General features: G+C 53.5%; 23 protein-coding genes. 13 read left to right on the top strand and 10 right to left on the bottom strand.

Annotated elements, in window-relative coordinates; genetic code table 11:
- The first annotated feature begins 46 nt into the window (after positions 1–46).
- From OQ273_RS01375 to OQ273_RS01365, 3 genes are read left to right on the top strand one after another with little or no spacing between them, the layout of a single operon-like run.
- Positions 47–1027 carry a Bug family tripartite tricarboxylate transporter substrate binding protein gene (locus OQ273_RS01375; RefSeq protein ID WP_267988674.1) on the top strand — a complete coding sequence of 327 codons (981 nt, stop codon included), beginning with the start codon at positions 47–49 and terminating at the stop codon, positions 1025–1027.
- Between the two features lie 42 nt (positions 1028–1069).
- Complete coding sequence (locus OQ273_RS01370; protein WP_267988673.1) at positions 1070–1552, top strand: hypothetical protein; 483 nt, start codon at positions 1070–1072, stop codon at positions 1550–1552.
- A 12-nt stretch (positions 1553–1564) separates the two neighbouring features.
- Complete coding sequence (locus tag OQ273_RS01365; protein WP_267988672.1) at positions 1565–3058, top strand: tripartite tricarboxylate transporter permease; 1494 nt, start codon at positions 1565–1567, stop codon at positions 3056–3058.
- Positions 3059–3070: 12 nt separating this feature from the next.
- Here OQ273_RS01365 and OQ273_RS01360 read toward each other — a convergent pair whose 3' ends face one another.
- Positions 3071–3910, bottom strand: coding sequence for an IclR family transcriptional regulator (locus OQ273_RS01360; protein WP_267988671.1), 840 nt, complete (start codon positions 3908–3910; stop codon positions 3071–3073).
- A 310-nt stretch (positions 3911–4220) separates the two neighbouring features.
- Between OQ273_RS01360 and OQ273_RS01355 the strand changes: the two genes are divergently transcribed.
- The gene (locus tag OQ273_RS01355; protein WP_267988670.1) at positions 4221–4508 is read left to right on the top strand and encodes a transposase; all 288 of its coding nucleotides are present in this window, start codon (positions 4221–4223) and stop codon (positions 4506–4508) included.
- Complete coding sequence (locus tag OQ273_RS01350) at positions 4505–5350, top strand: IS3 family transposase (protein ID WP_276562354.1); 846 nt, start codon at positions 4505–4507, stop codon at positions 5348–5350. The genes OQ273_RS01355 and OQ273_RS01350 overlap by 4 nt, the downstream gene beginning before the upstream one ends.
- A gap of 512 nt (positions 5351–5862) precedes the next feature.
- Here the strand turns inward: OQ273_RS01350 and OQ273_RS01345 are convergent.
- A complete protein-coding gene (locus OQ273_RS01345) occupies positions 5863–6240 on the bottom strand; it encodes a GDSL-type esterase/lipase family protein (protein WP_267988669.1) in 378 nt (125 codons plus the stop codon).
- Between the two features lie 127 nt (positions 6241–6367).
- On the opposite strand from OQ273_RS01345, the gene OQ273_RS01340 reads away from it, so the two are divergent.
- The gene (locus OQ273_RS01340) at positions 6368–7417 is read left to right on the top strand and encodes a zinc-binding dehydrogenase (RefSeq protein ID WP_267988668.1); all 1050 of its coding nucleotides are present in this window, start codon (positions 6368–6370) and stop codon (positions 7415–7417) included.
- Positions 7418–7733: 316 nt separating this feature from the next.
- On the opposite strand, the gene dctP is transcribed toward OQ273_RS01340, so the two are convergent.
- From dctP to OQ273_RS01310, 6 genes are all read right to left on the bottom strand, one after another.
- The gene (gene dctP, locus OQ273_RS01335) at positions 7734–8759 is read right to left on the bottom strand and encodes a TRAP transporter substrate-binding protein DctP (RefSeq protein ID WP_267988667.1); all 1026 of its coding nucleotides are present in this window, start codon (positions 8757–8759) and stop codon (positions 7734–7736) included.
- 40 nt (positions 8760–8799) lie between these two features.
- On the bottom strand, positions 8800–10113 hold the full coding sequence (locus tag OQ273_RS01330; RefSeq protein ID WP_267988666.1) for a TRAP transporter large permease: 1314 nt from the start codon (positions 10111–10113) through the stop codon (positions 8800–8802).
- A complete protein-coding gene (locus OQ273_RS01325; RefSeq protein ID WP_267988665.1) occupies positions 10106–10666 on the bottom strand; it encodes a TRAP transporter small permease in 561 nt (186 codons plus the stop codon). The genes OQ273_RS01330 and OQ273_RS01325 overlap by 8 nt, the downstream gene beginning before the upstream one ends.
- A gap of 54 nt (positions 10667–10720) precedes the next feature.
- The gene (locus OQ273_RS01320) at positions 10721–10954 is read right to left on the bottom strand and encodes a TRAP transporter large permease subunit (RefSeq protein WP_267988664.1); all 234 of its coding nucleotides are present in this window, start codon (positions 10952–10954) and stop codon (positions 10721–10723) included.
- A 78-nt stretch (positions 10955–11032) separates the two neighbouring features.
- Positions 11033–12793 carry a thiamine pyrophosphate-binding protein gene (locus tag OQ273_RS01315; protein WP_267988663.1) on the bottom strand — a complete coding sequence of 587 codons (1761 nt, stop codon included), beginning with the start codon at positions 12791–12793 and terminating at the stop codon, positions 11033–11035.
- 30 nt (positions 12794–12823) lie between these two features.
- A complete protein-coding gene (locus tag OQ273_RS01310) occupies positions 12824–13672 on the bottom strand; it encodes a hypothetical protein (protein WP_267988662.1) in 849 nt (282 codons plus the stop codon).
- Between the two features lie 125 nt (positions 13673–13797).
- On the opposite strand from OQ273_RS01310, the gene OQ273_RS01305 reads away from it, so the two are divergent.
- The 4 genes from OQ273_RS01305 to OQ273_RS01290 all read left to right on the top strand — a co-directional run bounded on the left by OQ273_RS01305 (position 13798) and on the right by OQ273_RS01290 (position 15794).
- Positions 13798–14634, top strand: coding sequence for an IclR family transcriptional regulator (locus OQ273_RS01305; protein WP_267988661.1), 837 nt, complete (start codon positions 13798–13800; stop codon positions 14632–14634).
- Positions 14621–15346: an SDR family oxidoreductase gene (locus OQ273_RS01300; RefSeq protein ID WP_267988660.1), complete on the top strand. Its 726-nt coding sequence runs from the start codon at positions 14621–14623 to the stop codon at positions 15344–15346. Before OQ273_RS01305 ends, OQ273_RS01300 begins: the two co-directional genes overlap by 14 nt.
- Before the next feature lie 10 nt (positions 15347–15356).
- Positions 15357–15497 (top strand): hypothetical protein, encoded by a 141-nt coding sequence (locus tag OQ273_RS01295; protein ID WP_267988659.1) that lies wholly within the window; start codon positions 15357–15359, stop codon positions 15495–15497.
- A gap of 78 nt (positions 15498–15575) precedes the next feature.
- Positions 15576–15794, top strand: coding sequence for a hypothetical protein (locus OQ273_RS01290; RefSeq protein ID WP_267988658.1), 219 nt, complete (start codon positions 15576–15578; stop codon positions 15792–15794).
- A 404-nt stretch (positions 15795–16198) separates the two neighbouring features.
- On the opposite strand, the gene OQ273_RS01285 is transcribed toward OQ273_RS01290, so the two are convergent.
- Positions 16199–16951 (bottom strand): PH domain-containing protein, encoded by a 753-nt coding sequence (locus OQ273_RS01285; RefSeq protein ID WP_267988657.1) that lies wholly within the window; start codon positions 16949–16951, stop codon positions 16199–16201.
- A 415-nt stretch (positions 16952–17366) separates the two neighbouring features.
- A complete protein-coding gene (locus OQ273_RS01280; protein ID WP_267988656.1) occupies positions 17367–17594 on the bottom strand; it encodes a helix-turn-helix transcriptional regulator in 228 nt (75 codons plus the stop codon).
- Positions 17595–17751: 157 nt separating this feature from the next.
- Between OQ273_RS01280 and OQ273_RS01275 the strand changes: the two genes are divergently transcribed.
- The 3 genes from OQ273_RS01275 to OQ273_RS01265 all read left to right on the top strand — a co-directional run bounded on the left by OQ273_RS01275 (position 17752) and on the right by OQ273_RS01265 (position 20484).
- On the top strand, positions 17752–18246 hold the full coding sequence (locus OQ273_RS01275) for a hypothetical protein (RefSeq protein WP_267988655.1): 495 nt from the start codon (positions 17752–17754) through the stop codon (positions 18244–18246).
- 368 nt (positions 18247–18614) lie between these two features.
- On the top strand, positions 18615–18812 hold the full coding sequence (locus tag OQ273_RS01270) for a hypothetical protein (RefSeq protein ID WP_267988654.1): 198 nt from the start codon (positions 18615–18617) through the stop codon (positions 18810–18812).
- Positions 18802–20484 carry a recombinase family protein gene (locus tag OQ273_RS01265; protein ID WP_333781677.1) on the top strand — a complete coding sequence of 561 codons (1683 nt, stop codon included), beginning with the start codon at positions 18802–18804 and terminating at the stop codon, positions 20482–20484. The genes OQ273_RS01270 and OQ273_RS01265 overlap by 11 nt, the downstream gene beginning before the upstream one ends.
- The last annotated feature ends 66 nt before the right edge of the window (positions 20485–20550 follow it).

The following is a 20550-nucleotide window of genomic DNA, read 5'->3' as shown; positions in this document are numbered from 1 at the left end:
ATAAAATAACTTTTATCGGAACTTTGTTTCGTTAGGGAGGAAAAATATGAAGCTAACAGTTAAGAGTTTAAGTGCAGCAATCATTGCCTCGACAATGATGTTCCCAGCGGTATCCGCCGCGGATGAATGGCCAACAGAAACAATAGAACTGATCGTCTCCTATGGAGCCGGTGGTTCAACGGACACGACCGCCCGCAAAATTGCAGACATTTTGTCAAGTCAGACGGGTGAGAGCATTGTCGTTCAGAATTTTCCAGGCGCAGGCGGCACGCTCGGAACAACAAAAGCAGCTGGCGCGCCTAATGACGGCAATACCCTCTTCTTGGGTCAGATCTCATCCCATGGCATCGCTCCAGCGATCTACACCTCATTGCAGTATGATCCAGTCGACAGCTTTGAGCCTATCGGGCGGGTATATTCCGTCCCGAACGTTTTGGTTGTACCTGCGAGTTCTCCCGCAGACACTTATGAAGAATTGCTCGAACTCGCTAAATCAGAGAAGCTCACTTTTGCTTCCTCAGGCGTAGGTAGTTCCGTTCATTTGTCCGGCGAACTATTCAAGGCCAATACGGGCCTTGATATCGTTCACGTTCCCTACAAAGGTAGTGGTGAAGCCATTCCAGCTTTGCTTGGTGCACAGGTCGATATGATGTTCGACAACGCGCCTTCTGCTATCAAACATATCCAGTCAGGTGCAGTAAAAGCGCTGGCGGTCACTACTGCGGAGCGCTCTCCTCAGCTTCCAGATGTCCCAACGATCCAAGAAGTCGGCGGAGCTTCGATGTCGGATTTCGAAGTTCAGGCTTGGTTCGGGATGTTTGCACCAAAGGGAATCTCAGACGAAAAGGTCGCAGAGATCAATAAGGCACTTAACGCGGTTTTTGAAACGGATGACTTCCGGGATTTCGCCGTAAGTCGAGCAGCAACAATTGACGGCGGTTCGCCTGAAGATCTGCGCGCGCATGTGGCAAATGAATTAGCAAAGTGGAATGATGTCGTGAACACTGCAGGCATTCCTAAAAAATAAACCGCTCAACAAGGCGAAGAGCGAGGCGGGGAAGGCCAAGCCATGAAGACCAAAATTAGCGGTGATGGCCTACTTTACGTCTCGCTTTTCGCCATTTCAGTGGGATTTTCCGCCATCGGAATTCCCTATGGCATCAATTTACCGGCGGACAATGATGGGTCAGTCTTTGACCCATCAAGCCCACGTTTCCTCGCATACTGCAGCACAATACTTGTTGGTCTGTTTGCGATCATAGGTTTTGTGGGAACATTTCGAGCTGGTGCACGAAACACCGAATTAACCACACGGTTCGGCGCTGTATCACTAAACGAGTTTCTTGGATTGTTGCTGTTACTTGCAAGCCTGCCACTCTCTTACTTGATCGGTTTACCTCTCGCAGGCGCCGTTGTGGGGATAGGGTTGCTGAAGTTGTCTGGACGCGCGCACCTAACCTCTTACGCAGTTGTTGGCTTGATATTTCCACTCATTGTTTCGGGGTTTTTCGGCCTCATTCTGAGCGTGCCAATCCCTTTAGGTCTATTCTAGGAACTTTTCGGCATGCTTGCTAACCTTCAAGGCGCAGTTGATGTTTTCTTCCAGCTGCAAAATTTCCTGGCCATAGCAGCGGGTGTCCTCATCGGGTTGTTCATCGGGGCTATTCCAGGATTATCTGCGGTCATGGGTGTGGCCCTTGTCCTTCCGTTCACGTTCCATATGGACCCGGTGACATCCATCCTGCTGCTTGTTGGGATTTACAAAGGTGGCGTTCTTGGAGGATCTATTTCCGCAATTCTCATTCGCACACCCGGAACACCCGCGGCCGCATGTACCACGCTTGATGGATACCCGATGACACAGAATGGGCAAGCAACGCGCGCATTAATGGGCGCACTTTACGCTTCCTGTACTGCCGATCTGGTCTCAAACATCTGCCTGATATTGTTCGCAGGGGTTTTGGCTTCGATAGCCTTAAAATTTGGTCCACCGGAATTTCTGTGGCTTATCGCGTTTTCACTCACGATTGTCATTGCGATTTCATCGGGGTCACAAGTGAAAGGAATGATATCTGCATTGATTGGCGTGATATTTTCTTTGGTAGGTCTGGATCTTGTTTATGGAACTGAACGTCTGACGTTCGGCAATCTGAACCTGATGAGCGGTATAAGTTTCATCCCGATGCTGGTCGGTTTGTTTGCCTTGCCAGAAATCCTAGAATTCTATCACAAAAGGGCACAGGAACATTCGGCTCGCGCATTGGATAGGTCCAAGTTCACTCTTGAGGACTACCGTAAGTGTGCACCTTCAATCTTTAGAGGCAGTTTTATTGGGGTCATTGTCGGAGCCATTCCGGGTGCGGGAGCGACAGCTGCGGCCTTTCTTTCTTACGGTTTGGCGAAGAGGTTTTCTCCGAATGGCGACAAATTCGGTAAGGGTGAGGTGGAGGGCGTTTGTGCTTCAGAAGCAGGAAACAACGGTGTCGCTGGCGCAACAATGATCCCTTTATTGGCCCTTGGAGTGCCAGGCGATGTTGTTACCGCAGTGATCCTTGGGGCTTTCACGATACATAATTTGGCTCCCGGCCCCCTCCTGTTTCAAACGAACGCCGACATTGTCTACGCTATCTTTTTGGGTGTGATGTTCAGTTCAATCGTGCTGCTGATTGCTGGCCGTTTCGTTATGAAGTCGTTTGCAGTTATCACGCGTGTACCGGGCGAGTTGCTTATGCCAATAGTCTTCTTGTTCTGTCTGTTTGGCAGCTATGCGGTTGCAAACAATCTATTTGATGTCGGTGTGATGCTGTTTTTCGGTGTCATTGGTTTTGCATTCAAGAAGACACAGATCCCAATTGCACCATTTATTCTAGCATTCATTTTGGCACCCAAGTTTGAAGACAACCTGCGTCGAAGCTTGTTGATAGCTGACGATTGGACTTACTTTTTCCGCAGTCCGATTTGCTGGGTGTTCATAGTGCTGTTTGTCGCGTCGCTTGTGTGGTCAGCACGGCATGAGATCAAAGATGCAAAAATTGATCGTCAAGGACCGCAAAGTTGAATTGGCTTTTAACTACTGAGCCTTTTCTGCGATCGAATTGCTTATGATAAACTCCGAGCCATCGACTGTTAGGATGTTACTCAGTTTTTCCTCAATCTTGCTCACCTTCGTCTTGATTGTGGACGCAATCCACTGACGACGCTCTGAGTTCATACGATCTTGAACAGCGACGATGTTGATCGCCGCAAATGCCACACCATCGTGACGCTTGATTGGGACTGAGACGCCGGACATGCCTGGAACGATACGGTTGTCGATTGTCGCATAGCCATGCGATCTCGTATCCGTCACCATTTTTTTTAATTCTGCTATCGAAAACCCGTACTCGCGAATACTGACCTCGTTTTCTTTGAGTATCTTGTCGATTTCGGGATCGGGTTGATGCGCCAGGATTGCGAGCGGTCCAGCGCCAGCACCCAACGGGCGATACGCTCCGACATCAATCGTCAATGTCTTGATCGGATATGAACCTTCAACACGGGCTACACACATGCACTTGGAATTACTTCGTACCATCAAATAAACGGTGTCTTCCGTCTCTTCGGAAAGCTCCCGCAGTTCATCTTCGGAAATCTTAGCCAAGCCATATCTATTATTGGCTTCTGAAGACCAGACAGCCATGTCCAGACCAAGATAGTAACGAGCCGTAGCTTCCTCAAAATCAACCAGACCGTATTGTACCATTCCAGCCAACAACCGATGTGCTGCGGTCTTACTAAGACCAGATATTGTCACAACATCCTTAAATCTCATACCTTCCCTTGAAGCATCCGCGAGGATGGACAAAACGAGCGTAACTCGTGCAACGTTTTGGTGTGCACCTTTTTCTTCATGGAGGTTCCGCATAGTCATATCGTTCTGATCGTCTCTCGCCGTTTCGTAGCCATTGAGCAACGTCTGATATTAAGTCAGGATTTGCATCGTTGGCTCGATGAAACCAAAAAATCTACGATCTTGATAAACATGTCAACTCAATACCGAAACTTAGTTCCGTTAAAATTCCGTTCTAAAATAGCTGCTTAACCCAGTTTTTATAAAGTGGAACATCCTAGTAAAGGCATGAAAATCGCGTTTTAGCCAGCAAGACCGAAACCATGACTGCTTAAATGTCTTAGCCCCGTAAAACTGTGCCACTATTTTGGTGCCACAGGAGGGATTGGAAATGGCTCGGAAGCGGTATTCGGATGAAGATGCGTTGAAGCTTTTGCGCGAAGTCGACGTGCATTTGCATGATGGGCTGGATGTTGTGAGTGCGTGTCGGAAAGCAGGGATTTCGGACAAGACGTATTACTACTGGCGTAAGAAGTTTGGCGGGATGGGGCGGCCTCAACTGTCGGAGATGCGGGCGCTTCAGAAAGAGAATGAACGGCTCAAGAAGATCGTGGCCGATCTGCAGTTCGACAAGTTGATCCTGAAGGAGAGCCTGGATCATTTAAAGCCTAAGGCCTGACGCGGGAGCAACTTCGTCAGGCGGTCATTCATACCCGCCAAAAGCTGGATACCTCCGAGCGCCGCACCTGTACCGTGTTGGGTGTGTCCCGGTCCAGTCATCGCTACCAGTCCAAACCAGCAAATGACGATGTTCTGCGCCTGGCAATGATCCGGCTGGCTAAACAATATGGGCGATATGGCTACCGGAAAGTCACCGCTCTACTTCGCATGGAAGGCTGGCAGGTCAATCACAAGAAGGTTGAGCCTTTGTGGGACGAAGAAGGTCTGCAGCTTCCACACCGACACAAGAAGCGACGGCGGCTCTATCACAAGGACAGCTCTGTCATTAGGCTGAGGCCTACGCATCTCAACCACGTCTGGGCGATAGACTTCGTGCATGACAAACTGAGCAACGGACGCTCCTACAAGATGCTGACTGTGCTCGATGAGTACACCCGTGAAGCGCTCTGCGTGGCGGTACGGCCCAAGATGAATGCAAGCGATGTTCTGGATATTCTACACCGGCTGCTGATGAAGCACGGCAAGCCGGAATACATACGTTCGGACAACGGCCCGGAGTTCATCGCCGCACCGCTTCAGGACTGGCTCAGACGCGTCGGCATCCAACCGATGCAGATCTATCCCGGCTTTCCCTGGGAGAATGGATACAACGAGCGATTTAACGGAACACTCCGTCGCGAAGTCCTCAATGCAGAATGGTTCCACAGCACAAAACAAGCCCAGGTCGCCATCAACATCTGGCTCAGACAATATAACCAAATCCGGCCACATCATGCGCTTGGGATGCGCCCACCAGTGCCTGAAACCTTATTAGAGAAACCCCCAATTCAGTGGTGCTGAAACTGGGGGCTAGACAGAAATTGCTACGGTTGTGTTCTGCTTGCCTCCACTCTCCACCAATGTACGCAGCCTCAATCAAAAGCTCACGACGGTGAAGCACTTCACGAAGCGAGAACCCATTCTTCATTTGCCTGTCCTTTCTACGCATCGTGACGAAACGACCAATGCTCTACGTTAGAAGTCTTAAGTCGGTCGCAGCTTGTGTGAAATCGTTTCAGTAGGGAACTTCACACTACCGCCCATATGATTTCGGTGTGTCAGTTCTCAAAAGACTCAGACAAAAACACCGCAAGTTTGCAATGAGCTGCCTGATCCAAATGGATGCCGTTGATGGTGCTGGGTGAGACGCATTGGGATGTCCTGGCAACTCGAACGCCTCGGGTCTTGGACGAGGACAGCAAACCGTGTTCTAAGGCGACTGATTTTTTAAGCGCTCCTGCAAACAGGACTTGCCGATGTCCGACCAACCGCGAAATCCGAGGTGGGGTCAAAATGATGGTACGCTCGGCGTATTATTTAGCTTTTGATGCATGAATCAACATGGCGCTCACGATCTCATCTGCTGATTGGTCGAGATGCGCCTTGAGGTCATTGGTCCCGAGCATAAGGAACACTGTGTCGAATGGACCCTGTGCTTCAAGCACGCGCGTAAGGGCTGGCTCGGCTGTGGGCCGCCCGCCAACCGTGTCTTCGACGGTCGCCGTCCGTCCGCAAACACCGTCCTGAACAACGGCTTTACCAATGAGCCGACCGAGCTGCGTGGGCCATCGGTCGGCTTTCTTGATTTGCCGAGCTGAGCCCGGCTCGTAGCCCCAGGTGTTGGAATCGCCGAAGCAAAGTATCGGTCGTCCGGTAATTTTCAACTGATTTGAGAAGAAAGCTGGCTGCATAAGCGTTGTTTTCTTATTTTCCGTTAAACGAAAAAATGATATCGATAATCAAAAGTTTACAGTGATTGGCTAATTGTTCAATATGCAATTCGTTTCATTGAAGCCGAATCTACAAAGAGCATTTTGAATGAAAGTCGATAGAAAAAATCGTGTGCTGCTCATGGCCGCCCCCCAGCCGGATGCTGTCGAGTTAGTCCGCAAGCCACTTCCTGTTCTTGGTGAAGGCGAAGCCTTGGTCCGGGTTGAGAAGGCTGGGATTTGCGGAACGGACTTACATATCGTCGGATGGAATGAATGGGCGTCCAAGGTGTACAAGCCACCATTCGCGCTTGGACATGAGCTATGCGGTGAGATATGCGATATTCAGGGAGACGCGGACTTTCGTATCGGTGACCGCGTAAGCTGCGAAACGCACCTGGCATGCGGCACTTGCAGTCAGTGCGTCGCCGGACGCGGGCATACCTGTATTCGCCTGAAGACCTTCAGCAGAATCGGGGCCGGCGCATTTTGCGATTACACCGCTGTGCCATTTCCACTCCTGCGCAAAGTTCCGCGTGAAGTTTCAGATAGTGTTGGAGCCTGTATGGAGCCGCTTGGAATTTCGGTTCGTGCTGCGACCCTGGCCCATAATGTTGCCGGTTCTGTATTGGTCTCAGGTTGCGGGCCGATAGGCCTCTTCGCAGTTGCTGCCCTAAAGGCCCTTGGTGCGGAACTGATTATTGCTTCAGATCTCTCGAAGTCGAGACGAAAATTGGCATTGAAGGCTGGCGCTCGGATAGCAATTGATCCCCGGGAGGAAAACCCGATCGAAACCGTTCAAAAAGAGACGAATGGCGAAGGTGTTGGGGCGACAATTGAAACGTCCGGTGCTTCAAATGCCATCACCGCGGCACTTCAAGCGACGGCTGTAGGCGGGACCGCTGTTATGGCCGGATTGCCGGCGGGCGCCGTTTCCGTTGATATCGCCGGGCAAATTGTGCTGCGGGAAATAACCCTCAAGGGAATATATGGCCGCCTGCTGGCGGAGACGTGGGACAGAACCACATCGCTCCTGGAGGCTGGTCTGGACATCTCACCTTTGATTACAGACACCTACGACTTGGAAGACTTCGAGTACGCGATCCAGATGGCCCGGTCGGGGCAATCCGGCAAAGTGGTGTTTGATGTCCGGAGATAGTGCCTGGTGTTGGAGACAGGCTGGGCTCGTTGGTGCCAGACGTCCCGACTTTGGAGAAAGACCCTTGAGGCCAAAAGGACCGAATGCGGAAATCACCTGTTTCACACACGCGCATCGGGCCTCGGAAAGATCTTAGTGGGTACGCCTATAGCTTTCCCATCGACCCACCTGCATGGGCGTGGTTTTCGGGCAGGAAAAACATCGCAAAAGCCAACTGCATATCTGGAGTGCCTCATTCCGGCAAGATTTGCTACCCGACTTCGTTTGATCACGCGTAACCGGCCGACGATGAGAGCGCCGGCCAGTCACGACCGCACTACTGCTTGGCCGTAGTCAAAATCAGATCGAGTAGTTCCTGACTTGGTTTGCCCGCATCTGCGCCTTCTTTCAGCCAATTGGTCCAAACGGGTTTGGCAGCGGAATCGATCCATTGCTGACGCTCTTCGTCGGTGTAGGTCACATCCTTTAGACCGGCTTCCTTGAACAATGGGATCCACTTGGCATCAGCGTCAGCCATGGCTTGGATATTGAACGCATAGGCTTCCGCTTTCACCTCCTCCAAGACCTTCCGATATTGCTCAGGAAGGGCTCCATACGCACCCAGACTCACAAGAAGTTGCGCGTGCGTCACACCCGGATTGAGGTTTGACGTGTACCAGTTCGAAATCTCATGCAAGCCGTAGGCACCATGAGCGTAGCTGAATGGAAAGGAGGCGGCATCCACTGTTCCGCGCTCCAGACCGGTATAGACTTCGGTCGGGGAAATCGAGATCGGTACAGCCCCTAATATCGCCATAGCCTCGCCGATACCGGCCAGAGCTCGAACGCGCTTGCCGTTCCAGTCGTCAAGGGTTTCCGGCGGCTCCCCGCCCCCCATGAATTCGAACTGTGGAGCGAGGACTGTGTAGAGGTGACGAACGCCAAGGTTCTTGAGTTCTTCCTTCATCGCCGGATGGGCGAAATATGCTTCAACCACTTTTTGCCGGGTCTCAAGGTCCGGCACCGGCAGGAAGGGAAGATCCAATCCGAGTGAAAGCGGCATCTTACCTGGATGGAAGGCAGCAGCCAGAACAGCGGATTCAAAAGCGCCGATCTGTAAGCCATCAAGGTTTTCGCGCGGAGATGCGAGCTGCCCGCCATAGACGACCTCGATCTTGAATCTTCCACCCGTGCGTTCGGAGACAAGCTCGCTGAACTTATCAATGCCGGCAGTAAATGCGCGAGGTTTGCCCCAAAGGGACAGCTTCCAATTGACTTCGGGACCATCGACGGTGTCTGCCGCAACCGCCGGCGCAACGGCGATACATAAAGTGGCAACCGCAGCAATGATTAGTGATTTCATACCCATAGTAATTCCTCCTGTTAGGTGCTCTCTCTATTGCTCAGTTCGCCATCTGGTTAGGCAACCAGAGGACGATTTCAGGAACTGCGATCAGAAGGCCGACGGTAGCGACGTCGGCGACGAAAAACGGAGCCGCTCCTTGAAAGATTTTGTTCATGGGAATGTCCGGCCGCACCCCGTGGACCACGAAGCAGTTCAGCCCGATCGGGGGAGTTATCAGGCAAATCTCGGCCATTTTAACGAGGATGATGCCGAACCAGATTTCGTTAAAACCCAGACCGATGATCGTCGGGATGACGATCGGCAAGGTGAGGAGCAACATGCCGATCGCATCCATGAACATGCCGAGGACGACATAAAACAGCAGGATCGCGATTAGGATGACGTAGCGATTGACATCAAAGCTCAGCACATAGGCTGCGATGTCGTTGGGCAAACCTGTGAAACCGAGAAACCGGACATATATGAGGACGGCCCAAATCACCGCGAAAATCATCGAGGATACCTTCACGGTTTCCATGAAGGCATGGGCCATGTTTTCGAGTTTGAAATCGGCTCGAAAGACGCAAAAAAGCAACATCACGAAGGCGCCGGCGGCGCCGGTTTCTGTCGGCGTCAGGAGGCCGGTATAGAGACCCCCGAGCACGATCATGATGACGACAGCGATGCCGCTCACCTTGCGAATGGACGCGATCTTTTCGCGCAGAGGAAAGGCTGTGCCCGCCGGTCCCAGGCCGGGGTTTCGTTTAAACAGGAAGACGAGCAAAAGCACGTAGATCGCGGCAGACAGAAAGCCCGGGACAAAACCTGCAATGAGGAGCTTTCCAATCGATGTTTCCGCAATGATCCCGTAGATAACCAAAATACCGCTCGGCGGGATGAGCGAGGCCAGTGTGCCGCCAGCGGCTACGACGCCGGCGGAAATCGCGACCTTGTAGCCGCGGCCAAGCATCTCGGGCAGAGCGATCCTGGAAAAGACGGCCGACGTCGCCGTGCTTGCTCCGGAGACCGCCGAAAAGCCCGCCGTTGCAAGAATTGTCGCGACAGCCAATCCTCCTGGAAGCCTACCGACCCAGATCCTGGCGGCCTCAAAGACATTTCTCGTAAGACCGGCGTGGAAGGCCAAGAAGCCAATAAGAATGAACATCGGCAGGACACTGAACTGATATGAGGCCGCCTTCGCATAGGGTGTAAGTCCGGCCAATCCGATTGCGGCATCCCATCCTCTGAGTGAAGCCAGTCCAAGGAAACCGACAAGCGCCGCGGCGACGAAAATACGAATCCCGCCCGCAACGAGGGCCATGAGAAAGACGACACTCAAGAGTCCGAGTGTTGAGGTATCCAGATCAGTCATCGCGGACAGTCTCCAGATCAAGCTCGTCGTGTGCTTCCGGGAGGAGGTTTCCGTCGGCCTCCGTCTTCATCGCGAAGGCCTCGCGGGTGTACCCAATCGCAAAAACTGCAAATCGGATCGCGAGCAACAAGAGACTGCCGGCCACGATCAGTTTGAACGGCCATGTTATCAAGCGCAGGTCTGCGGTGTTGTCATTGAAAGTGAGAGCCCGTTCGAAGTTTCGATAGGCACCAATCGAAATACAGAGGATCGTCACCGAACTGATCAGGCACCCGATCGATTTGACTGCAGCGGCTGCGCGGTACGGCAACATGTCGATGATCAGAGACATCTGGATGTGGCTGTCTTTGCGAAGACACTGGGAGATGCCAAGGAAGACGATAACCGGCATCGCAACAATCACGAGATCGGTGTGCCCCTGGATTGGTGCGTTGAAGACACTGCGCCCTGCAATTTCCGCGACACCCAAGGACATGACAAAGAACACGGCTGCGGCGGCGACGGCTGTTAGGCCGTCCTCAAAACGCCTGAAAGCTAAAAATAGGCCCTTCATTCAATCAAGGTCCTTTCCCAAGGTGTTTATCGTCGAAGGCGCGAAGCTTCGCCGCTACATCATGCTTGGCAGCCATGCCGCAATCTCCTCGAAGAAAATGACGATGAACATCAGAGCAACGATCATGAGAAGGAATGGTGCGATCTGAAGAGCGATCCGCCGAATGTCGACGTCTCCAATGCTGGCGATGGTGAAGATGTTGATGCCGATGGGCGGTGTGATGGAAGCCGTACCGGACAGAAATGCGGCTGTTACTGCACAGGTGAGTGTCTTGAGTAAATTTCGCATATGTTCCTCCCTTCGGTTCAGCGAAAAATCTTCAGGTGGCAAGCTCCACTATTTCAAGAATGACTCCTTCCACCGGGATCAGACCGGTCGATCGCCTTTCTTGATTTTCAAGGTTCTGCTGTCGACGCCGGGCAACATCTTGGCCGGGTCGCGCGTGACCACGACATCCACGACGGACGGTTTCGAGCGCTCCGCGTTGGCGACCCTTATGGCCGGCCCCAACTCCTCCGGATCCTCGACCCGAACGCCATGGCAGCCAAAGCTCTCGGCGATGTTGGCATAGTTCATTTCAACGAGATCTGAGGACTGGTAGTTGCCGTACATCGCGTGCTGTAGCGATTTGATGTAACCGGATGCAGCATTGTTCACGATCATCAGGGTGAACGGCGTCTTGGCGCGCAGTGCGGTCTCCAGTTCCCCGATCACCATGTTGAATCCGCCATCGCCGGTGATGGCGACGACGGGCTGCTCGGGCACTGCCAGCTGAACACCCATTGCGCCGGGAAGGCCGTAGCCGATGGATGCAAAACCGCGGTCGGCCACAAAGCGCCGGCCGGCTCTTTTCGTATCATAGAGAAGGCCACCCCAGTGAGCCGCAAAGCCGCCATCGGCGATCAACACCGATTCAGCCGGCATGGCTTTGTTGAGTTCTGTCAGCATGCGTCCCATGCCAATGGGACTGCTGGTATCCGTCAGCTTATCCTTCGCGCCCTCACGCCATTTGGTCATGCGAGCCGGAATTTCCTGTACATAGGACGCGCGGTCGCGGATCGCCTTGCCACTCTCGTCACAAAGTGCAGTGCTGAGATCGCCAAGCCCACACTTTGCGTCGCCAATCAGGGCTACGTCGGCGGGCGTTGTTCGCCCGATTTCCTCAGGCAGGACATCGAGATGAATCAGCGGGACGTTTTTGTTGAACAGAGCAAACCGTTTGGTGGCGATCTCACCGAGTTTGCACCCAACAACGATCAGGCAATCCGCGGTATCGATAAGATCGTTGGCGATCCGCGAATAACGACCGAACAGACCGGCCGAAAGCTCATGTGTGCAGGCAATTGCCCCTTTGCCTGAGAGTGTATGCGCAACCGGAATGGCTTGCGCTTCGGCAAGGTTCAGTAGTTCCTTGTAGGCGCCGGCATTGTGAATGCCGCCTCCGACCAGCAGCAGAGGACGTTTTGCTTTCGCGATCGCCTGGGCAGCTTTGGCGACGTCCTCCGCTGCCGGGTGGGAGCGGTATGCGGGAGATGCTGTTGTTACGGGATCGATCCAGAAGTCATCGACAGGATAGTCATAGACATCGTGGGCGATATCCTCCGGCACGTCGACAACGACCGGGCCAGGCCGGCCCGATGTCGCAACGGCAAAGGCACGGCGCACCAGTTCGGGAACCCTGGAAGAACGCTCTATGCGGATGACTTCCTTGACGGCGGGTCGCAGAATATCGATCTGGCGAGATTCCTGAGTCATATTTTTCCAGGAATGATCGCGGTGGGTGTTGCCTACAAAAACCACCTGCGGAATGCCCGCGTTCAGACTCTCGACCAAACCGGTGACGAGGTTCGTTGCGCCCGGACCGAGCGTCGCATCGCAAACCCCGGGTTTTCCGGCGACACGCGCATAGGCATCCGATGCGAACACACCGCATCTCTCATCGTTGATCAGAAAATGTGTGAGACCTTTAACACGAACAGCTTCATAGAAGGGGAGCAGCTGAAACCCGCCCATGCCGAACATCGGACCGACATTTGCTTGCTCCAGAATTTCAACAATCGCCTCCGCACCGGTCAGAGACATCGTATTGTTAGTCGCGGAAGGATCGACTGCTTGGATGGTGGTCATGTATTCGTTTTCCCAATTGCATGCAGATGACTAGGCGCCATGGGGCGAGTGGACTTCGCCAGCAGAAGAGCCTTTTTGGATGAGTTCGATTGCGGTTCGGACGGACATTCCCACTTCAAGGAACAAGGCCTTGGCTTCTTCGTTGAGATGCGAGATCACACCGGTTTCATAGGTCGACGATCCATCTCCAATCCTTGCGCTGTCCGCATCGACGCAAACTGCGGCAACACCTATTGCGTTGAGCGCACGGATACGACTGATCCCGGCCTTGTCGATGCCGACGCCGGCGTCATTGAAGACGGCCAAAATGGGACGAGCTTTCAAAGCCCGCTCTTTGTTGTTGTCAGGAAGGCTGCCGTGAGACCCGGTGACCACGATACACCCATCGTCACTCGATCCGATGAGTGAAGCAGAATCCATGATCACAACATCGATGCCGCCGTTTGGGTCTGTCAGTAAACGCCGCGTAAAATCCTTACCGTGATGATTTTTGAGTTGACCCTCTTTACGCCGTGGAGCGGTATCCGTGAGTGTCCTGACAGTGGTTGAAACCGCATGCCCGGGCTTGATACCGAGTTCAGCGGCAGCGCCATTCACATGGGAGATCCTGCCGCGTCTGAGCATATCGTGCGGGTCACCGATCCTCGCGGACATGTGAGATACGCTGACGGCCGGTATTTTGTGGCCGTTCAGTAGTTGAAGCCCTGAGATACCTGCCTGATCCAGACCGATTCCGGCATCGCTGCACACCAGCGCACGGACATTACACGACAACGCAAACTGACCCGTTGCCAGCCCGCAATGCGAGCCAGCCAAAACGATCTGGTCGAAACTCTTAGACGTCAGATCAGTGATCGATCCCAGCATTACTGAACCCATTCTCTCCCTTAATTTCCGATAAACGGAATTTATCTATTGTTAATCGGAATTTCCCATGATATGGCTTGGCTGTCAAGGCGAGCCCGGTTTGCGTTAGAAAGAGAGGCGCAGGTGAGGAGACAGAAATGAAGAAAACCGGGCAGTCAGGAAAAGGTGAGCATCAGAACGTGGCGCGTGTGGCCATGGTCCTGGAAGCTTTGGCGCAAGCAAAAGAACGTGGGTTAAGACAGATTGACCTGGTTGAAAAAACCGGCCTCGGCACGGCCGTTATTTTCCGGCTTTTGTCGGGCCTCACCGCGCATGGGTTTGTGGATCAGGATGCGGACAACAACCGCTACTTTCTGGGAATGAGGATGTTGTCTTGGAGCGCTACAGCGAGCGAACGCTACGGTCTCGCGCCATTTGTTGACGAAAGTCTGGATCGGCTTTGCGAGCAGACGGAAGACACCATTTTCTTCAGCCTGCTTTCGGGGCGTGACTCTATCTGTGTCGACCGCCGAGAAGGCACATACCCGATCAAAACGCTAACCCTGGAAATTGGCGATCATCGGCCGTTGGGCGTCGGCGCCGCAAGCCTCGCGCTGTTGGCCACACAAAGCGACGAGGTCGTGGAAACCATACTTAGGGAAGATCGGGATCGTCGTATGGAGTTTGGCATCAACCAGAACTGGTTGGAAATGAGCATCGATGCGGTGCGGAACAACGGCTACGCGCTCAACGATGCACGGGTCATTGAGGGCATGTCCGCTGTGGCCGTGCCGATATGTCGGTCGACAGGACAAGGTGTGGCCGCGGTAACCGTCGCGGCAATTAATTCGAGGATTTCGGGCGAGCGCCTTGATGAGGCAATCGATGCGCTGAAAGTCGAGGTCGAACTAATTCAAAAAACGGCGGGGCCATTGTTGGATACGCCCTTTGCCAAGAGACTATCGAGAAAGGCACCGAGGAATGCGAGAGCCTGAGGCAACCCTTGTCACCGGAGGATCAAACGGGATTGGTGCGGCGATCGTTCAATCGAGACTGAAGAAGGATGAAACTGTCATCAATCTCGATCGGGTGGCACCTGACGACCAATGCGGTGGGGTCTATTTCGAAACCGATCTCGGCGACCTACCGGCCTTGAAGGCAACTCTGGAAGATGTGGTTTCAAAGCACTCGGTCACACGGGTCGTCAACTGCGCGGGCATTGCCGCCTTGTCTCCCCTGACCGAACTCAACGAAGGTGATTTTTCGAGAACGATGGAGATCAACGTCCTTGCTCCCTCTCTGATCGTGAAAGCCGCGGTTCCGGCAATGATCCACGCCGGTTTCGGCCGAGTGGTCAATGTTTCCAGCCGCTCCGCTCTTGGCCGAGGTTTGCGCACGTCCTATGCCGCGTCAAAAGGTGCCCTGATTTCCGCCACCCGCGTCTGGGCGCTCGAGCTTGGCGAGCACGGCATTACGGTCAACGCGATTGGACCGGGTCCGATCGAAACCGAATTGTATCGCGCCGCGAACCCGCCAGACAGCGACGTAACGAAGCAAGTTGTCGCATCCGTTCCCGTCAAGAGGCTTGGAAAGCCTGAGGATGTAGCATCCGCAGCGGACTATTTTCTGTCACGGGAAAGCGGATTTGTGACCGGGCAGACATTGTTTGTCTGTGGCGGCCTGACGATCGGTGGCGTTGCGGTTTGAGGAGTGCACGATGAGTAAACGTTGGACGCATCGTCCGAAGGGATCCAACTGGGGTGACTTCGGCGAAGATGATCAACTGGGGAGCCTGAACTACATTACGCCAGAACGCGTAGTGGAAGCGACGCAATCGGTTACTGAGGGCCGGTCCTAAGGTCGCCCCTACTTCAACTATCGCTTTAGAGACGAAACTCCTGGCTGCTGCGTTGGGGGTTGTGATGACCGGGTCACGTTGAGTACTCAGTATTCAACGCAGTGGGACAGCCTCGCTCATATTGGCTATGAGTTCGATCTGACCGGCACGGGTGAACCACAGTTGTGCTTCTACAACGGCTATGTGGCCGATCGCGATATTATCCCTCCAGCCAAGCGCGATGATGCCTACGTCATGCCGTTGGGAATCGAGACATTTGCCGAAGCGGCGATCCAGACAAGGGGTGTTATTGTCTAGCCCCCAGTTTCAGCACCACTGAATTGGGGGCTAGACAATCACCGAAGTAGTCTGGGAGTATGTCCTCAGTTCTGAAACGAAGTATCCAAATAGAGGAAAGAATAGCCATGAAGAAACAGCGGGTTGGGAGTGCATTTAAGAGGGCAAGATAAAAGGTCATGGTGCAAAAGCACCCTAACCCCTTGTCTGCACAACCGGTTTACCTGCACATGTCGTTATGAGCCATGTGCAGGCGGGTAGTGTCAAAGCGCTGTTTATGTAGGGAAATTTATGGTGCAGGGAAAAACGGTCGCTTGATAAAGGCGGCACTTCCCGAATTTTCTCAGATGAGAAGACACGACGGCAATCGGTTAATTGAACGCATCTGCCTATGTGCGAAGCGCCAAGCGAAAAGCAGTGATCGGTTATCGGCGTTTGCCAAACGCTGGACGAGATGTGGAGTGTGAGGGCTGTTCAGCCATTTCTTTTCGTTTTTCGACCTCTGCGGCAATTATCTTGTCAAATCGCCCCCACTTGGCATCAACCTCATCCTGAGGATCGTCATCTAGGCGATCGGTTGCCGTCGGTGTGGCTTCGGGTAGAGCTGCAGCAGGCGCACTACCCGCCCCAAGTAACGCTTCCTTTTGGGTTTCAAATTCCGCCTGTGTGAGAAATCCATCACGTACCAGTGCTGCTAGCTTGGAAATTTCATCAGCCAAAGAGGCGGGCGCACAGGCGGGCCCGGACTGGTGTGTATCGCCGCTGGACATTTTTGACGTAATGAGATTGCACGCGGCCTGAAAACGCTCGGCCATTTGTCTTGTATTAAGAGATACGCTGTTAGGCGCTTGTGTAGCGTCACCCTCTCCGCCGATTGTCCAGTAGCTTTTTATCGTGTTCGCTACGCCGCTGGCCGAAAGCTCAAAATACCCCGTCAGCGCCCCATATTTAACTTCGACACTGCTTATGTTTTTATAGGGAAGTTGAAATACATTAACGCCAAAGGAATTGCCGGTCATAAAACCAGTTTTTACAATTATGACCCTTCTATCTGTACAAACGAGCGCCTCTTTGAATGAACCTTTCAGCGCTACGATTATGGTTTCGCCACTATCAATTGTTTCGCGCACCTTTACCGAGAGGGCGGCCGGCAGTGTTTCAATCAGGTCTTCGTTCATAGTATTGGCCCTGGGATATGAAATACCCCAAATTGGCATATGAACCCTTAGAAACCCCTAACGCGATTGCGTGTCCCGCTCACTTTGCTGAATGTCCAAATTGCAGATGCAACGATTAGCAGCAACGCAGGGCCGAACAACAAGGCTGCATCGCGCTTACGTTCTTAAAACATTTAAGCTCTCATTTTTTGCGCTGGTAAACTCCTTAAAATCTAACTCGTCATAACAACCTCTTATCGTGACCCAAACTGTGGGTGGACAAGGTGTCATTACCTGCAACGATGGGTGTAACCATCAAACAGTCGGTGCAACCCTTCATTCAAGGCCTTACCAAAACTGACTGAGTTATCCGTTCAGCACCACAATAGCATAGGGTGTAAAATACTTATGGTGGAATAGTTCCGTCCTGTAGACATCATTCACGCAATCGCACACCGGGCCCACCGCCATTCGGGTCAATGAACTCCACTCCGGCGGCCTCAAGGACGGTGCGTATAGTCATAAGATTTTTTTTATGCGGATTTCGGGCGCCGCGTTCGAAATCAATAACAGTTTGCTTTGAAAGTCCTGCCGCTGTCGCAAGGTCGACTTGACTCATCTGGACCAACGCACGTGCGGCCCTACACTGATCTCGAGTGATCAATTTGGAAAAACCTTACTTTTTCATTGACTTTCAAATGAGCTCAAGTCAATGTAATAGTCTAATATAGAAGTAGATGCAATCACGCTCAAAACGGCGAGAGAGGGTGCTGGTACACCCTCCCACGCCTGACCACAACCTGACTTAGAGGAGTCTGGTCATGGCTACCCCTACCCTTAACACAAGACTTTCCCGCCGTGCCATACTGGCCGGTAGCATCGCAGCGCCGGCATTGGCGGTTCCGGTATTCAACGCCATAGATGCACCAAGCCTTCCATCACCCGACTTCGATCTCGATGCCGAGTTGTTCCGCCGTATCGCGGTAGCTGTACAATTTCGAAATCAGAACGCCAGGGCACGGCGAATACTGAAGCGTCTTCGCGCCGCAGGTAGACGAAACGATCTCATGCCCCGCCCTATCAGGGACAATCATGCGGATGCATGGCTTGAATGCTGGAAATCCTTTGAAGGCTACGCGAAGGCCGTACGTGAAGCCGTTGCCGTTCCGGCACTGACGGTAGCTGGCGTCCATGCCAAGCTCAGTCTTGGAGCAATTGCAACGCGGCAAGATGCAGCGCGGGTCTACATGTACGAGGACCGCGCGTGGTTGGATGCCGTCCTTACGGACCTTAGGCGCATTGCAGATCGTGAATAGCGCCCTTGTCAGGCCGCATGTCGATATTGGCAGAATCTTTCGGTGGATCAGAAGACTGTTTTTGCTGCTTGCAAGCAAGCCTGCCGGGCCGCAGCGGTCAGTCAAGGGGCTGCGCCCGCCAAAGGCGGCGGTCCTGTGGCCCGCCCTTGACAGCCCGCCTTCTTCGGCCCGGCGAGAATCTCTTTAAGCATTGAAAAAAGAATATTAGATGGAAATTGCTGGAGTGTTCGGGGCTTTCCCTGAAAGGAGTTAAGCTGGTTGATGATGGACGTAAGTGTATATTTTTAAGCAGGTTTTGCCGTTGATCGGTCGAATTTCCGGACTTAAATCTGACACGCAACCAAGAGCCTCTTGGGAAAGGGTCAGTGATGGTCGAAGACGAGGACAGACCGATTGGCAGCAGCCGGAGTTCTGCAGCAAACGACAACGGTGATGCAGCAACGCGGTGTAACGCGACGGTCCTGACGCTCGCTCGTCTTATCGGGCGACAGATCGCACGTGAAGCATTCGAGCAGCCAAGCCCGGATAACGACAACCGTCCTGCGCCCAGGGCCGATGAGGAATAGGAAGCCTGATCTTATGACCCGTGTTGCCTTTTACGCCCGCTATTCTTCGGACAATCAGAATGCTGCCTCTATCGAAGATCAGTTCCGCCTTTGCCGCGAGCAAGCCGAGCGTGAGGGCTGGACAGTTGCTGCGACATACCAGGACGCAGCCATCTCCGGCGCAAGCGTCACCTTGAGGCCGGGCATGCAGGCGCTTCTTCAAGAGGCCCAGGCAGGTCGTTTCGATGTGGTGCTTGCTGAGGCGCTCGATAGGATAAGCCGCGATCAGGCGGATGTCGCAACCCTCTTCAAGCATTTGCGCTTTGCGGGTGTTGAGATCGTCACTGTGGCTGAGGGTGCAATCTCCGAGCTTCATGTCGGTTTGAAAGGCACCATGAATGCCCTCTTCTTGAAAGATCTTGCCGCCAAGACCCATCGAGGCTTGAGAGGTCGAGTAGAACAGGGCAAGTCCGGCGGAGGTCTCTGCTACGGCTATGATGTCGTAAAGGACTTGGATACCAATGGAGAGCCGCTCCGGGGCGGAAGAACAATCAATCAGGCCGAGGCCGAGATCGTCCGCCGTGTCTTCCGGGACTTTGCCGCCGGGATCAGTCCACGCGCCCTGGCCCGCCGTCTCAATGAGGACGGTGTACAAGGGCCAACCGGAACTCTTTGGACGGATTCGACCATACGCGGTCATGCCAAACGCGGTACCGGCCTTATCAACAACGAGCTCTATATCGGACGATTAGTCTGGAACCGACTGCGCTACATAAAGAACCCAGCGACCGGAAAGCGGGTCTCGCGCATCAATCCACCCGAAGAGTGGATTGTAAAAGAGGTGCCGGAATTGCGCATCATCGATGATGAGTTGTGGCAATCCGTCAAAGACCAACAGAAAAATCTGGCAAGCAAATATGCCAAGGTTATTAACGCCACCCGTGCTGCCCATGCCAATCGGCTGAACCAAACCCATCGGCCCCGCGCTTTGCTTTCTGGCCTGATCTTCTGCGGTTGCTGCGGCGGAACCTATTCCCTGCGGGGCCAGGATCGATATGCCTGCTCCAACCACATCATGAACGGCAGCTGCAAGAACAGCCGCACCATTGCTCGAAAGTCGTTGGAGGAGCGCATGCTGGTCGGACTTCGCGACAGACTCATGGCCCCGGAGGTCGCAGCCGAAGCAATGCGTGCCTATGTCGAGGAGACCAATCGGCTGAACCGGGAACGACGTGCTTCCGAGGAAGCAGATCGCAAGACCCTGGTGAACATCGAGAAGAAGCTTGAGGAGATCGTCGCTGTCATTGAAGACGGAGGCTATAGCCGCGCCCTAGCGGACCGGCTCCGCAAGCTGGAGGCCGAGCAGGACGAACTGACCGAGCGGCTCTCAAACATCCATACTGACATCCCGGACATTCATCCGAACGTTGCCGGCGTTTACCGGCGTAAGGTGGAGCGGCTTGCTGAGGCACTCCAGAATCCTCAAGAGCGAGACGAGGCGGCAGCAGCCATTCGTGGTCTGATTGAGCGCATCACGCTCAGTCCGGGTCCTAAGCGTGGCGAGATCGACGCCACCTTACACGGTGACTTCAGGACGATCCTTGAATGGGCGGTAAATAACGACAAAAACCAAAAAACCGACATGCCCTCTTCGGGAATGTCGGTCTCAGTGGTTGCGGGGGCCCGCAACTAACACTGTTAGCGGGTTCTTTTCCAAGCGGTAATGTGATGATCATGAAGAGACCATCGCACAGTAATT

Source organism: Hoeflea prorocentri, assembly GCF_027944115.1.
Taxonomy (GTDB): Bacteria; Pseudomonadota; Alphaproteobacteria; order Rhizobiales; family Rhizobiaceae; genus Hoeflea_A; species Hoeflea_A prorocentri.
Note: the sequence above shows the minus strand (reverse complement) of the source record. Positions and strands in the feature narration are given on the sequence as shown.